The sequence below is a fragment of the Aliirhizobium cellulosilyticum genome (genome assembly GCF_014198105.1).
GTDB lineage: Bacteria > Pseudomonadota > Alphaproteobacteria > Rhizobiales > Rhizobiaceae > Neorhizobium > Neorhizobium cellulosilyticum.
The window spans coordinates 634,849-648,398 of sequence record NZ_JACIGW010000001.1; the positions used below are offsets into that span (position 1 = coordinate 634,849).

Here is a 13,550-nt window from a genome sequence, read left to right on the forward strand (position 1 = left end):
TGAAGGCGCTCGCCATGCCCTTTCGCCGGACGGGTGAGGGAGACCGGACGTCTCAGGGCGTGCTGGTGCTCTTTCTGCTGGCTGCCCTGCTCGTCTTTTCCTGCCTGCTCTCGCTGCATGTCGGGCCAACAGGTGTGGGTTTGCGAGATCTTTTCTCCTATCTCACCGGCAATGGTGACAGCCTGACAACACAGGAGCGGGTGATCCTCGAAGCGGTGCGCCTGCCGCGCACGGCGCTCGGGCTGCTGATTGGTGCCGGGCTCGCGGTTTCCGGCGCGATGATGCAGGGCCTGTTTCGAAATCCGCTCGCCGATCCTGGCATTGTCGGGGTAACTTCGGGAGCGGGACTTGCCGCCGTCTGCGCCATCGTGCTCGGAGGCGGCGTGCTCGCACCTATAGCCGTAGTGCTTGGCAATCAGTTTTTGCCACTGATGGCATTTTTCGGCGGACTGCTGGTCACGTGGGCTCTTTACGCGATCGCCACGCGGGACGGACGTACCTCGACCACCGCGCTTATTCTCTGCGGTATCGCGATTGGCGCGCTTGCAGGAGCTTTCATGGGGCTTCTGATCGTTATGGCAGATGACCGGCAGCTGCGCGACATTACTTTCTGGAGCCTTGGCTCTCTAGGTGGCGCCACCTACGGCCGCGTGCTTTCGATCCTGCCTTTCATCGTTTTCGTCATGGGGATCATTCCTTTTGTCGCCAAAGGTCTCGATGCGTTGATTCTCGGCGATGCGGCGGCCTTTCACATGGGCATTCCGGTTCAGCGGTTGAAGAAAATTGTCATCGTCGCCGTGGCGGCCGCCTGTGGCTCTACCGTGGCCGTAGCCGGATCTATCGGATTTGTGGGCATCGTTGTGCCGCATCTGCTCAGGCTTGCGATGGGGCCGTCCCATCGTTTCCTTTTGCCGGGATCAGCATTGGGGGGAGGAGCATTGCTCCTGATCGCGGACAGTGTTGCGCGCACTGTCGCAGCACCTGCTGAACTGCCGATCGGTGTCATTACCGCGCTGTTCGGCGCACCTGTCTTCCTGTTCCTGCTGATCGGCAAGAATGGTATCGGCGCGCGGGATCTGCCATGATCATTGCCGATAAGGTCACCGTCAGCCGTTCAGGTCGCAAGCTGATCGACGACATCTCGATCGAGCTGAAGCCTGGCCAGTTTACCGTCGTCATCGGCCCGAACGGAGCCGGCAAATCGACGTTGATGAAGGTATTGTCGGGCGAGATGCAGCCGGATAGCGGTCTTGTCTCGTACTATGGGACGAGCGTCGATCTCTGCCAGCCGGCCGATCTTGCCAGACGCCGTGCGGTGCTGCCGCAGGCGACGCAGCTTGCTTTTCCGTTTACGGCACTGGAGATTGCCCGCATGGGCGCTGTGGCGCATGGCGCGCTCAACCCCAGCGAAGAAGCGCGCAAGGCCCTGTCGCGCGTGGGGCTGAGAGGCTTCGAGAGCCGTCCTTATCCGTCAATGTCGGGCGGCGAGCAACAGCGGGTGCAGTTTGCCCGCGCGCTCGCACAGGTGCCGCAGGCCGTCGTCGATGGCGTGCCGCGGGCGCTTTTCCTAGATGAACCGACGGCAAGCCTCGATCTCGGCCATCAGATTTCGGTGCTCGAGACTGCTCGGGATTTTGCGTCAGCCGGCGGCATGGTGCTCGCCATCCTGCACGATCTCAATCTGGCGGCGGAATTTGCCGATCATCTTTTGGTGCTGCATCACGGCCGGGTGGTTGCGGAAGGCGCCTGCCATGAGACGGTGAGCGACGACATCATTGCTTCGGTCTATGGCATTGCGGGTGCCGTCGGTCGCGTGCCTGCGGCGCATATTCCCTTTGTTCTGCCGCAGTCGCGGAACCGGTGATTTTAGGCGCTCGGCCTTGTTATCATAAAAATCGCGGGGCCGATCATGAGGGCTGCGACGAGTATGGCCAGCCATGCCGAAGGGTGGGAGCCAAACCAAAAACCGGCATAACTCAGAGCCATGAGCGAGATCGCCGTGATTTTCGCGCGCCGTGAAATCGCGCCGCGCTCACGCCAGTTTTTCAGCGGCGGGCCGAATGTGTTGTGGTTCATCAGCCAGGCCTCAAGCTTCGGCGAGGAGCGCGCGAAACAGGCGGCGGCCAGCAACAGAAAAGGCGTCGTCGGCAAAACGGGCAGAAATGCACCGACCACGCCGAGTGCCACAAAGAACCAGCCGAGACAGAGAAAGACGTAACGCATGAAAGGCCTATGGCGAAAACCTGAACAGGATAGACAAGTTTGCTTGCCGCGTCCTCATGTAAAGAGTCAACTCGGCCCGACAAGATCGCACCGCAATTTTTAGCTGCTGTGCATGTGCAGCATGCGCCCTTCCCATTTGATCCCGGGGAGCTATATTGCCGCCGGCTTCAACAACCTTTGAGGACATGATGTCGAAGAAGAAAGTGCTTGTGGTGGGCGGTGCCGGTTATATCGGCTCCCATACGTGTCTGGTACTGGCTGAAAGAGGTTACGAGCCCGTCGTTTTCGACAATCTCTCGAATGGACACGCGGAATTCGTTCGCTGGGGCGAGCTCGAACAGGGCGATATCCGTGACCATGCGCGACTGGATGAAGTGTTTGCAAAACACAAGCCCGAAGCGGTTCTGCATTTCGCGGCTCTCATCGAGGTAGGGGAATCGGTCAAGAATCCGGTCGGTTTCTACGACAACAACGTGGTCGGCGCGCTGACGCTGATGTCGGCTGCGATTCAGGCCGGTGTGAAGGCCTTCGTCTTCTCCTCCACCTGCGCGACCTATGGTCTGCCGGTTCAGGTGCCGATGGACGAGAGCCATGGCCAGGCGCCGATCAATCCCTATGGCCGCACGAAGTACATTATCGAGCAGGCATTGAAGGATTACGGCCAGTATATGGACCTGAAATCGGTCATGCTGCGATATTTCAATGCCGCAGGCGCTGATTTCGAGGGCCGGATCGGTGAGTGGCATACGCCGGAAACCCATGCGATCCCGCTCGCCATCGAAGCCGCCCTCGGCCGTCGTCAGGGCTTCAAGGTGTTCGGCGACGATTACGACACGCGCGATGGCACCTGTGTGCGCGACTATATCCATGTTCTCGACCTTGCCGATGCGCATGTGCGCGCCGTCGACTATCTGCTGGCTGGTGGCGACATGGTTGAGCTCAACCTGGGCACCGGCACCGGCACGACAGTGAAAGAGCTGCTTGCGGCAATTTCGGACGTTTCCGGCAAGCCGTTCCCGGTGGAATATGTCGGCCGTCGTGAGGGCGATTCCACCTCGCTCGTCGCCAACAACGACAAGGCGCGCGAAGTCCTGGGCTGGGAGCCGCAATATACGCTCAACGACATTATCAAATCAGCCTGGGACTGGCATAAGCGCTCGAACCACGTGATGAGTTAAGGAAAACATAGCCATGGCCAAGATGGTCCATTCGATGATCCGTGTTCTCGAAGAGACGCGGTCAGTCGATTTCTATGACAAGGCCTTTGGTCTGAAAGTCGCCAGCCGCGTGCCCTTCGACGGCTTCACGCTGATCTATCTCTCGAACCCGGAAACCGGGTTCGAGCTGGAGCTGACCGTCAATGCAGGGCGCGAGCAAGCCTATGATCTCGGAAACGGTTACGGCCATCTGGCCGTGACGGTCGAGGATATCGAGGCCGAATATACGCGCTTCACTGATCTGAGCCTCACCGTCGGCAAGCTCGTCGAGATGCCGCATGAGGGCAAGCCGTTTGCGCGGTTCTTCTTCGTGACAGATCCGGATGGCTACAAGACGGAAGTCATCCAGCGTGGCGGACGTTTCCAATAAAAGGTGAATGGCATGGCTGAAGGTGAGATCAAGCTGGAAGAGAGCTGGAAATTCGCTCTGGAGGGCGAGTTCGCAGACCCGTACATGGCTGATCTCAAACGTTTTCTCGTCTCCGAAAAACAGGCGGGAAAACGAATCTTCCCAAAGGGTTCCGAGTATTTTCGCGCGCTGGACCTTACCCCGCTCGATGAGGTGAAGGTAGTCATTCTCGGTCAGGACCCGTATCACGGGGTCGGCCAGGCGCATGGTTTGTGCTTTTCGGTGCAGCCGGGGGTGAAGACGCCGCCTTCGCTCGTCAATATCTACAAGGAAATGCAGGCCGATCTCGGCATTCCGCCGGCAAAACACGGCTTCCTCGAAAGCTGGGCCGAACAGGGCGTGCTTCTCCTGAACAGCGTGCTGACGGTCGAAGAGGGGAAAGCTGCCGCCCATCAGGGTCAGGGCTGGGAAAAGTTCACCGATGCCGTCATTCGCACGGTGAACGACGAATGCGACGGGATCGTCTTCATTCTCTGGGGTTCCTACGCTCAGAAGAAAGCGTCCTTCGTCGATCAGGAGCGGCATCTGGTGTTGAAATCGGCGCATCCATCGCCGCTTTCTGCCCATAACGGCTTTCTCGGCTCGCGCCCGTTTTCCAAGACCAACGAGTATCTGCAGTCGATCGGTAAGGATCCTGTCGATTGGCAATTGCCGGAAACTGTCTGATCAGTGAACGGTACGCATTCTTCGTCAACGATAAGCGAACAATCCGTTCGGATGTGTTTATCTATCCAATCTGCGTCTGATCGACCAAATATCACCCCATGAACAGCGGGCCGCGAGGCGGCTCCACAGGAACAAGGGGTTTGATATGATTACCCAGATCAGGGGCCTGCACCACGTCACGTCGATGGCCGCGAGTGCCTCCACCAACAATAAATTCTTCACTGATACGCTCGGCCTGCGCCGTGTCAAGAAGACCGTCAATTTCGACGCGCCGGATGTCTATCATCTCTACTACGGGGACGAAGTCGGCACACCGGGTTCGGTGATGACTTACTTTCCCTTCCCGCATATCGCCCAGGGCCGTCCCGGCACCGGCGAAGTGGGTACGACCGTGTTTTCCGTGCCTGAAGGTTCTCTCGGTTACTGGACCGATCGGCTGACCAAGGCTGGTGCCGATGGGTTGAAGGCCGATGATGCTTTCGGTGAGAAGCGACTGCATTTTGCCGGCCCCGATGGCGACGGTTTTGCGCTTGTCGAAGTCAGGGATGACAATCGTGCGCCCTGGATCGGCAATGGTGTCGGTGCAGAGGAGGCAATCCGTGGGTTCCACTCCGCCTCGATGCGTCTTCGTGATGAAGGCTCAACGGCCGAGCTTCTGAAGTTCATGGGCTATGAACAGGTCGATGCCAGTGATGGCGTCACCCGCTTCGGTATTGCGGGCGGCAATGGTGCCGACTTCATCGACGTCGAGACGATGCCGAATATTTCGAGCGCCCGTCTTGGTGCCGGATCCGTGCATCATATCGCCTTTGCCGTCGACAACCGTGCAAAGCAACTCGAAGTGAGGAAGGCGTTGATGGATACCGGCTATCAGGTCACGCCGGTGATCGACCGCGACTATTTCTGGGCGATCTATTTCCGCACGCCGGGCGGCGTCCTGTTCGAGATCGCCACCAATGAGCCGGGCTTCGACCGTGATGAAGACACCGCGCATCTCGGCGAGGCGTTGAAGCTGCCGACCCAGCACGAGCATCTGCGCAAGGCTCTCGAAGAGCATCTGGAACCGATTGCCTAAGGCCAATTCAGGGCAGGGCGTGAGCGCCCTGCCACCGTCATTCAGGAGATTTCAATGAGTTACGACAGCTATCTGCATCGGGTGCGCCCCGGTGCGCCCGGATCGCCGATCCTGTTCGTCTTTCACGGTACGGGCGGCGACGAAAACCAGTTCTTCGATTTCGGTAGCCGCCTTCTGCCTGACGCTACTGTGGTCTCGCCGCGCGGCGACGTTTCCGAACATGGTGCTGCGCGCTTTTTCCGGCGCAAGGCTGAAGGTGTCTATGACTGCGACGACCTGGCGCGTGCCACCGAGCGGATGGGCGACTTCATTACCGCCAATCGCGAGCGTTACGAGTCCTCAACCGTGCTTGGCCTCGGCTTCTCCAACGGCGCGAACATCCTCGCCAACATTATGATCGAGAAACCCGGCCTTATCGAAGCCGGTGTGCTGATGCATCCGCTGATCCCGTTCCAGCCGGCCGAGCGCAAAGTGGCAGAAAAGGCGCATGTTCTGATTACGGCTGGCAAGCGTGATCCGATCTGCCCGGTGCCGGCAACACTTGAGCTCGGCGAATATTTCAAGCGGCAGGGCGATGCTGTGACGTTCGAATGGCACGCAGGCGGCCATGAGATCCGGCCGAACGAGATCGAGGCGATCAAGGCATTCCTCGCTCCCTATGGCGGACAGGCCTGATATTTCAAACTCTGCTCTCCGGGCTTGCGGAAGCGCATGGTGTTGGCCGATAGTGCCTTCTTCATAGCGTGCAAGCCCGGAGGACGGCATGAGCAATCACCTGAAATTCTTCATCAATGGCGAATGGGTGGAGCCGGTGGTCCCCGTCGCACTCGATGTCATCGATCCCTCGACGGAAGAGCCCTTCACGCAGATCGCACTCGGCTCCAAGGCCGATGTCGACAAGGCTGTCGCTGCTGCCAAAGCTGCGTTTCCGGTATTTTCGAGATGGACGCAGAGCGAGCGGCTTACGCTCTTGAAACGAATTCTCTGGGAATATGAAAAACGTGCCGAGGATATCGCCCAGGCAGTCAGCCGCGAGATGGGCGCGCCGATTGCGTTCGCTCGCAATTCCCAAGTCGCAGCCGGCCATGGCCATCTGAGTGCAACGATCACTGCGCTCGAAACCTACAAGTTCACCGAGGATCGCGGTACGACGCGCATCGTCAAGGAACCGATCGGCGTCGTGGCGCTGATTACGCCATGGAACTGGCCGCTCAACCAGATTACCTGCAAGGTCGGTCCGGCAATCGCCACCGGCTGCACGATGGTGCTCAAACCCTCCGAGATCGCACCGATCTCCGGCGTTATCTTCGCCGAGGTGATGGAGGCGGCGGGAGTGCCGAAGGGTGTGTTCAACATGGTCAACGGCACCGGCCCGGATGTGGGGCAGGTGATGGCGGGGCATCCGGACGTCGACATGGTGTCCTTCACCGGCTCGACGCGTGCCGGCATCATTGTGGCGAAGACGGCTGCCGACACTGTCAAGCGCGTGGCGCAGGAACTTGGCGGCAAGTCCGCAAACATCATTCTGCCTGATGCTGATCTCAAACAGGCCGTGGCCGATGGGGTAACCGGTTGTTTCGGCAATTCCGGCCAGTCCTGCGATGCGCCGACGCGCATGCTGGTGCCGCGTGCCTGGCATGAAGAGGCGCTCAACGTTGCACGGGAGGCTGCCGAGAAGCTGGTCACCGGCGATCCTCAAGCTGAGGGAACTGATCTTGGTCCGGTTGTCAGCAAGGTGCAGTTCGACAAGATTCAGCGTCTGATCGAGGCAGGTATTTCGGAAGGCGCTACGCTGGTCACCGGCGGTCCGGGGCGACCGGAGAACCTGAACCGTGGCTATTATATTCGCCCGACCGTGTTCGGTAACGTCAACAATAACATGACGATCGCGCGGGAAGAGATTTTCGGTCCGGTTCTGTCGATCCTGCCTTATGACGGCGAGGAAGAGGCAATCGAGATCGCCAACGATACGCCCTATGGTCTTGCCGCCTATGTGCAGGGCGAGCCGGAACATGCGAGGAAGATCGCGCCGTATTTGAGGGCCGGGTCGGTTTATCTGAATTATCCCGATTGGGATCTGTTTTCTTCCTTCGGCGGCTACAAGCAGTCCGGCAACGGGCGCGAATATGCCGACTGGGGCATTCACGACTTCCTCGAGATCAAGAGCGTCGTCGGTTACGGCAATTGAAGGCTGCTGTCCGCGGGCGGCTTTGCCGCTCGCGGGGATATTCTCGCCGGGTCCGGCGCTCAGGCCGATAAAACTGAGTAAGTTTCTGTTAACTCTGGTTAAAGCTTTTCCCTCCGGCGTCGATCTCCGCTAATCCAACCTTGTGGGGGAAACCGTACAATGGGTCGGATAGAAGCCAGCATGATGCTGGTGCGAGGGTTAAAGATTTGAACAGTCTCTGGGTTGGATTGCTTGCGAATATGGCGGTGGTGGCGCTGGTCATATCGCTCTGGTCCAACATTCGCCTGCCGGTTTTCGGTCAGAAAGAATCCATTCGGGGATGGGCTTTCGGTATCCTGTTCGGCCTTGGGGCGATCAGCCTGATGTTGATCCCGTTCCAGCTCGGCTCAGGTTTCTTCATCGATCTGAGGATGACGATGATCGGGACCTCTGCGTTTATCGGCGGCCCTCTTGCGGGTATCGTGACCACGATCATAGCGGCGGCTTTCCGCGTTTATCTTGGTGGAGCAGGGGCTACGATCGGACTGGTCGGAATAGCATTCGCCTGCGCTGCCGGGCTTGTCGGTTGGCGTTTGAAGACGAAGGATGCGCCGTCTCTCAAGGCGAACGTGCTGTTTTCACTGGTGATGGCGATTGGCGCGATGGCGCCGGGTTTTGTCTATGCCCTCTATCAGGATATCGATACCGGCCCTCAGATTCGTTTGCCTTACATGACGCTTGTTTTCGTGGCGACCTTGATGGCTTGTGTCGCGCTTGCCAACGAGATCAGGCGAAGGGAGACGGAGGCGCGAAACCACATGTACCGCCATGTCATCAACAGCTTGCCGGAGGCGCTGAACGTCAAGGATCGTGAAGGCCGGTTCATCATGGCGAACCCGGCCACCGCCACCCTGATGCAGGCGGAGAATGCCGATGCGCTGATCGGAAAGACAGACTTCGATTTCTTCTGCCAGGAAGTGGCCGCAGCTTTTCGTGCCGACGAGGAAAAGGCGTTGAAGGCTGGAACCGCGATAGTCGAAGAGCAGATGCTTGCCCGAATGGATGGCAGCCGGTCTTATCTTTCCACGCTCAAGGCCCCGTTCACCGACATTGATGGTAATATCATCGGGCTCATCACCCATAGCCGCGATACGACCGACAAGAAGCTGCTTGAGGCAGCCCTTACACAGAGCGACAGGCGTGCTGCCGAAGCTCTGTCCAGCATTTCCGATGGTCTCGTGATGTTCGACAAGGATCTCACGCTCGTCTTTTGTAATGAGCGCTACCGGGCAATGTTTTCCGTTACCGCCGATCTGCGCGTTCCCGGCACGCCGGCAGCCGCCATTCTTTATGCTTCGATTGCTCGCGGCGAACTCGTCGGGATACCGCAGGAGCAGGTCGCGCAGTGGGTGGATATCGCGCTTGGGCGATTGAAACAGGGTGGCACTGTTCAGTTTCCGCTTGCCGACGGGCGCTGGATCGAATCTCGTACACGCCCGACGCCGGAAGGGGCCTGTTTCGTCATCTGCTCCGACATTACTGCCGCCAAACAGCATGAACTGGAACTGCAGAACCTGAATGACAGGCTTTCCGTGCTTGCCGAGACCGATAGTCTGACCGGGCTTTTGAACCGCCGCGCTTTCGATGCGGTGATGGCCGAGGAGCTCGATCGGGTTGCGCGTGGCGAAGGGTCGCTCGCACTTCTGATGATCGATGTCGATTACTTCAAACGCTTCAACGATACCTATGGCCATGGAGCGGGCGATTCCTGCCTCAAGACAGTCGCCGATTGCCTGAGAGCGGCAGCCCGCCGGACCAGTGACCGGGCCGCCCGTTATGGTGGAGAGGAACTCGCACTGGTTCTGCCGGATATCGATGAAGCGGCGGCACTGAAGATTGCGGAGGAGTTCTGCGAGCGATTGAGGGGGCTGCGCGTTCCTCATACGGGAAGCGACAAGGGTATCGTGACTGTCAGCATCGGTGTTGCCACGCTTGGGCCTGGTTCGGGGCCGACGGATGCAGTACGCCTCATTGCTCGCGCTGACGAGGCGCTTTACACGGCAAAGCGTGATGGGCGGGATGGTGTCAGGATCTGGGAACCCAGCCGGCCGCGCATCGTCCATTCCGATAATGCGCGGTCCTGATTATCTTCGGATGTGAGGCAGGTGTTGCGAGAAAGAGCGGGCTGCCCTTTCTCCAGATACGCCGTCGCGTGATCGAAGGGTTCGCAAGCCCGCTTGGCTCCGCCTTCATGCTCAGTATCCGCAACCCTTCAACTGTGCTGCGTAACGTGCTGCCATTCCTGCCGATTTCTGAGCGGTCTGCCTCAGGCTGCCGCTAAAATTGCCGCGGTCATATCCCGCATGTCCGGCGTAGTAGGCGAGGTAAAGATTGTAAGCGTCGTTTCGGGCAACGCCGTTCCGTGCCGCAGTCTGGTTATGATACCAGGCAACGAAACGGATCGCATCGCCGAAGTCATTGCGGCGAGCTGCCCAGCGGCCGGTGGCACGCTGATAGGTGGCCCAGGTGCCATCGAGGGCTTGCGCGTAACCATAGGCCGATGATGCCCGCTTGCCGGGGATGAAGCCGAGGAACCATTTGCGGGGCGGACGGGCATTGGCCCGGAAGCTTGATTCGACGTAGATCGTCGCCATCAGGATCGGTACGGGCACGCCGTATTCGCGCTCTGCGGCACGCGCTTGTCGCTCCCAATTGTTGAAGAAACCGTCGCGCTGCTCGAAAATCGCGCAGGCGTTGCTAATCCTGCTGGGTGCGCTGGCGCAGCCGGCGAGAGTGAGGAGCGCGATGAAAAACGCAATACGCATCGCAGAAACACGGGTCATGCCCGATAGATGACTCTTAAGATTTAATGAAAAGTTTAAGGATCGCATGTTCCCCGAAGTTGTGAGCAGCATGGTCCTTGCAAGGATGCTTTGAACAGCGGATTCTGCGGCAAAGCGCCACGTCGTGCGGTCACACGCATTTGATAATAGTCAAGCATGAAGGTGGGTTTTGAAAAGCCCAATTGGGGAAGCATGCATGTCCAAGCGCAGTTTTTCGTTTCCGGTCGCTGATGTGAGAGCGCGAGCGCTCGGTGAAATCCATGCGCGACCCTACACGCTGCTGCCGCTACCACGGGTTATCTTCCAACTGGCGTTCCTTACGGAGGCCAATCTGTCCGCAGACCATTCCATCCTTGCGGAGCTTTCTCTGGGGCAGGGCGTGCCTGCACCGTCTCCCGATACCAGCCACCACACGATGAGCTGGGGCAGCGGCACGCTGCGCTGGGAACGACATACGGAATTTTCGACCTATTTCTGGGACACGCCTGCGCCGGCGACATTCGGAGGCGAAATTGCGGTCAACCCGTTCGGCGCGAGCTTTGCCGCGCCCGGTCCGTTTATTTCCGGTGTGCGTATAGAGGTTCGGCCTGCGGGCGACGATATGTCGGATATTACCTCCCGTTTCGATCCGACGAGCCTCTGCCAGAGTATGGTGGCCGATAATCAGGCAACGCTGATCACCGATTTTCGGCAGGATGGCGATGGGCTGACGAAGTTTTTGGTGCTTGATCACGGCATGACCGATGCTGCGCGTGGCATGCTCGTCCAGCGTATTCTCGATATCGAGACCTATCGCACGCTGGCGATGATGGGCTTGCCGATGGCGCAGAGCCTTTCACCGGAAATCAGGCAGTTCGAGGCCCGGTTTACCGCAATCACGCAACGCATGAAGCAGCATGCGCGTGACGAGGCGGACGAGATGCTTCTGGAAATCACCACGCTTGCGGCGGAGCTGGAAGCCAATGCCGCGCTCAGCCTTTACCGGTTCGGCGCAAGCCGCGCCTATAACGACATCGTTCTCGACCGTGTGGGCATGTTGGCGGAAAAGGCTCTGCCCGGCAGTGAGACGCTGGGCGCCTTTCTCCATCGCCGTCTTGCGCCGGCCATGCGAACCTGCCAGTCGGTCGAAGAGCGGCAAATGAACCTGTCCCGAAAGCTGACCCGTGCCACGGCGCTGCTGCGTAGCTGGATCGATGTCGATCTGCAAAAGTTCAATACCGAGATACTTGCTTCGATGGACAAGCGGTCGCACCTGCAATTGCGTCTGCAGCAAACCGTCGAAGGTCTGTCGGTTGCTGCAATTTCCTATTATGTGATCGGGCTGGTCGGTTATCTTGCGAAGTCGCTGCACTATGTCGGGCTGGCGATCATGCCGGAGGTACTGACCGGGGCTTCCGTGCCTATCGTTGTGATAGCGATATGGCTGCTTGTTCGACGTATCCGCAACAGGCATGATGACGATGGTGGCCGCAGGCTCAACTGGCGTCAACGTCGTGCGGATGAGCGTGATGCCGAAAAATGACCGGTTGCCTATTCTGTTTTCTGCCTGACGGGTGATCTTTCCTGTGCCAAGCCGGGAAAAAGAGCCATTTCAGTAAAATTGCATCTTTCCATTTAAGCCCGCCGAAAAGTTGTCCCGCCTAAAGTCGTGCCAGAACGAAACGCGATGGTCAGAGAGCCGTCCGTAAAACAGGGTTCAGGCAATGATCAGGAAGCTTATTATTTCGGCGGCTGTTCTGGCCGCACTTATCCACGGCAAGGAAGCCAGTGCTGCTGGCCCGGGCGGCTTTGCACGCGAACTTGCATCCGTTGTCGTCAAACAGGCCGAAGTGGACCATGCGATTACCGACGTGGATGTCTATTTCGACATGTTTGGCTCAGATGAAGCCAAGTCGATAGCCGTGCAGGATTGCTTCGACTGCATCGACATCTAGTACTCGCGGATGGTCGGCGCTGATTGCCAGCGGGTGTTGCGCCTGTCTCTATTGTCTCTATTTCGACATTTGCCGGACCTCAGGTGAGGGCCGGCTTTCCGCGTTCGGCTATGGCTATGCCGCCAAGCGCCAGGACCAGTGCAATGACATGGAACAGTTGTAACTGCTCGCCGAGAAGTATGACCGAGAGAAGCGTACCGAAGACGGGTACGAGATTGATGAACAGCCCGGCGCGGTTGGCGCCAATGTCCGTCACGCCTCTGATATAGAGGACCTGAGCCACGAGTGAGGCAAATACGGCCGTGTAGAGCGCCACCATCCAGCCCGTCATATCCGGCCAGATCATGCCGCCACTCGAATATTCCCAGCCTGCGAGCGGAATGCTGAAGACAAGCGCAAATAGCGCCGGCACCGCCATCAGGCTTTTCCAGCTGATCGGCGGGCGCCATCTGAGCGCGATCGTGTACAAGGCGTAAGCGGCGATCGCTATGATCATGATCGCGTCACCGAAATTGACCGTCAGGGTGACGAGCGTGGCAAAATCCCCGTGAGCCGCAGTCAACAGACTACCGATTGCGGTCAGGCTGAAACCGACGATCTGGAGCCAGGACACTTTCGTTCTGAACAACGCGAAATTCAGGATGAAGATGAGGACGGGAATCAGCGTCTGCTCGACTGTGACGTTGATCGCGCTTGTATAGGTTACGGCTGTGTAGAGCACCGCGTTGAAGACGACGTAGCCCACGATGCCGAGGAAGCCGAGAACGGGAATATTCGCGCGGATCACCGGCCAGTCCCGGCGCAAATCCTTCAGCGAGATGGCGAAGATGATGACGACGGCAAAGAACCAGCGCCAGAAGGTCAGCATCATCGGGCTGATATGGCCGATCGCAAGCTTGCCTGCGACTGCATTGCCGCCCCAGCACAGCGTGGCGATGACGAGAAACAGATAGGCTTGGCGATGCACGTTGCCTCCTAGACACGCCGCCCTGCCGACGCCAGTATGCTCTTACGAT

14 protein-coding genes are annotated in these 13,550 nt (G+C 58.7%); 11 read left to right on the plus strand and 3 right to left on the minus strand.

Annotated elements, in window-relative coordinates; genetic code table 11:
* Positions 1 to 14: 14 nt before the first annotated feature.
* On the plus strand, positions 15 to 1,085 hold the full coding sequence (locus tag GGE33_RS02850; RefSeq protein WP_246435715.1) for a FecCD family ABC transporter permease: 1,071 nt from the start codon (positions 15 to 17) through the stop codon (positions 1,083 to 1,085).
* The gene (locus tag GGE33_RS02855; protein WP_183821162.1) at positions 1,082 to 1,864 is read left to right on the plus strand and encodes a heme ABC transporter ATP-binding protein; all 783 of its coding nucleotides are present in this window, start codon (positions 1,082 to 1,084) and stop codon (positions 1,862 to 1,864) included. Before GGE33_RS02850 ends, GGE33_RS02855 begins: the two co-directional genes overlap by 4 nt.
* 2 nt (positions 1,865 to 1,866) lie before the next feature.
* Here the strand turns inward: GGE33_RS02855 and GGE33_RS02860 are convergent, their stop codons facing one another.
* Positions 1,867 to 2,223: a YbaN family protein gene (locus tag GGE33_RS02860; protein WP_183821163.1), complete on the minus strand. Its 357-nt coding sequence runs from the start codon at positions 2,221 to 2,223 to the stop codon at positions 1,867 to 1,869.
* Positions 2,224 to 2,411: 188 nt separating this feature from the next.
* On the opposite strand from GGE33_RS02860, the gene galE reads away from it, so the two are divergent.
* The 7 genes from galE to GGE33_RS02895 all read left to right on the plus strand — a co-directional run bounded on the left by galE (position 2,412) and on the right by GGE33_RS02895 (position 9,901).
* Complete coding sequence (galE, locus tag GGE33_RS02865) at positions 2,412 to 3,401, plus strand: UDP-glucose 4-epimerase GalE (RefSeq protein WP_148145854.1); 990 nt, start codon at positions 2,412 to 2,414, stop codon at positions 3,399 to 3,401.
* Positions 3,402 to 3,414: 13 nt separating this feature from the next.
* Positions 3,415 to 3,810 carry a VOC family protein gene (locus GGE33_RS02870; protein ID WP_183821164.1) on the plus strand — a complete coding sequence of 132 codons (396 nt, stop codon included), beginning with the start codon at positions 3,415 to 3,417 and terminating at the stop codon, positions 3,808 to 3,810.
* A gap of 12 nt (positions 3,811 to 3,822) precedes the next feature.
* Positions 3,823 to 4,515, plus strand: coding sequence for a uracil-DNA glycosylase (gene ung, locus GGE33_RS02875; protein ID WP_183821165.1), 693 nt, complete (start codon positions 3,823 to 3,825; stop codon positions 4,513 to 4,515).
* A 145-nt stretch (positions 4,516 to 4,660) separates the two neighbouring features.
* On the plus strand, positions 4,661 to 5,590 hold the full coding sequence (locus tag GGE33_RS02880) for a VOC family protein (RefSeq protein ID WP_183821166.1): 930 nt from the start codon (positions 4,661 to 4,663) through the stop codon (positions 5,588 to 5,590).
* 54 nt (positions 5,591 to 5,644) lie between these two features.
* A complete protein-coding gene (locus tag GGE33_RS02885) occupies positions 5,645 to 6,265 on the plus strand; it encodes an alpha/beta hydrolase (RefSeq protein ID WP_183821167.1) in 621 nt (206 codons plus the stop codon).
* Between the two features lie 88 nt (positions 6,266 to 6,353).
* Entirely contained in the window at positions 6,354 to 7,778 is a 1,425-nt protein-coding gene (locus tag GGE33_RS02890) for an aldehyde dehydrogenase family protein (RefSeq protein WP_183821168.1), read from the plus strand.
* A 206-nt stretch (positions 7,779 to 7,984) separates the two neighbouring features.
* Positions 7,985 to 9,901, plus strand: a complete 1,917-nt coding sequence (locus tag GGE33_RS02895; RefSeq protein WP_183821169.1) for a diguanylate cyclase — start codon at positions 7,985 to 7,987, stop codon at positions 9,899 to 9,901.
* 111 nt (positions 9,902 to 10,012) lie between these two features.
* Here GGE33_RS02895 and GGE33_RS02900 read toward each other — a convergent pair whose 3' ends face one another.
* On the minus strand, positions 10,013 to 10,582 hold the full coding sequence (locus GGE33_RS02900) for a transglycosylase SLT domain-containing protein (protein WP_148145949.1): 570 nt from the start codon (positions 10,580 to 10,582) through the stop codon (positions 10,013 to 10,015).
* Positions 10,583 to 10,796: 214 nt separating this feature from the next.
* Between GGE33_RS02900 and GGE33_RS02905 the strand changes: the two genes are divergently transcribed.
* Both GGE33_RS02905 and GGE33_RS02910 read left to right on the plus strand, forming a co-directional pair.
* Entirely contained in the window at positions 10,797 to 12,122 is a 1,326-nt protein-coding gene (locus tag GGE33_RS02905; protein WP_183821170.1) for a DUF3422 family protein, read from the plus strand.
* 181 nt (positions 12,123 to 12,303) lie between these two features.
* Positions 12,304 to 12,534 carry a hypothetical protein gene (locus GGE33_RS02910; RefSeq protein ID WP_183821171.1) on the plus strand — a complete coding sequence of 77 codons (231 nt, stop codon included), beginning with the start codon at positions 12,304 to 12,306 and terminating at the stop codon, positions 12,532 to 12,534.
* A 79-nt stretch (positions 12,535 to 12,613) separates the two neighbouring features.
* On the opposite strand, the gene GGE33_RS02915 is transcribed toward GGE33_RS02910, so the two are convergent.
* A complete protein-coding gene (locus GGE33_RS02915) occupies positions 12,614 to 13,501 on the minus strand; it encodes an EamA family transporter (protein ID WP_183821172.1) in 888 nt (295 codons plus the stop codon).
* Positions 13,502 to 13,550 lie beyond the last annotated feature (49 nt).

Bases quoted from the DNA above. Each gene is read 5' to 3' on its own strand.
- GGE33_RS02850 (WP_246435715.1), top strand. From the start codon at position 15: ATGCCCTTTCGCCGGACGGGTGAGGGAGACCGGACGTCTCAGGGCGTG.
- GGE33_RS02855 (WP_183821162.1), top strand. From the start codon at position 1,082: ATGATCATTGCCGATAAGGTCACCGTCAGCCGTTCAGGTCGCAAGCTG.
- GGE33_RS02860 (WP_183821163.1), bottom strand. From the start codon at position 2,223: ATGCGTTACGTCTTTCTCTGTCTCGGCTGGTTCTTTGTGGCACTCGGC.
- galE (WP_148145854.1), top strand. From the start codon at position 2,412: ATGTCGAAGAAGAAAGTGCTTGTGGTGGGCGGTGCCGGTTATATCGGC.
- GGE33_RS02870 (WP_183821164.1), top strand. From the start codon at position 3,415: ATGGCCAAGATGGTCCATTCGATGATCCGTGTTCTCGAAGAGACGCGG.
- ung (WP_183821165.1), top strand. From the start codon at position 3,823: ATGGCTGAAGGTGAGATCAAGCTGGAAGAGAGCTGGAAATTCGCTCTG.
- GGE33_RS02880 (WP_183821166.1), top strand. From the start codon at position 4,661: ATGATTACCCAGATCAGGGGCCTGCACCACGTCACGTCGATGGCCGCG.
- GGE33_RS02885 (WP_183821167.1), top strand. From the start codon at position 5,645: ATGAGTTACGACAGCTATCTGCATCGGGTGCGCCCCGGTGCGCCCGGA.
- GGE33_RS02890 (WP_183821168.1), top strand. From the start codon at position 6,354: ATGAGCAATCACCTGAAATTCTTCATCAATGGCGAATGGGTGGAGCCG.
- GGE33_RS02900 (WP_148145949.1), bottom strand. From the start codon at position 10,582: ATGCGTATTGCGTTTTTCATCGCGCTCCTCACTCTCGCCGGCTGCGCC.
- GGE33_RS02905 (WP_183821170.1), top strand. From the start codon at position 10,797: ATGTCCAAGCGCAGTTTTTCGTTTCCGGTCGCTGATGTGAGAGCGCGA.
- GGE33_RS02910 (WP_183821171.1), top strand. From the start codon at position 12,304: ATGATCAGGAAGCTTATTATTTCGGCGGCTGTTCTGGCCGCACTTATC.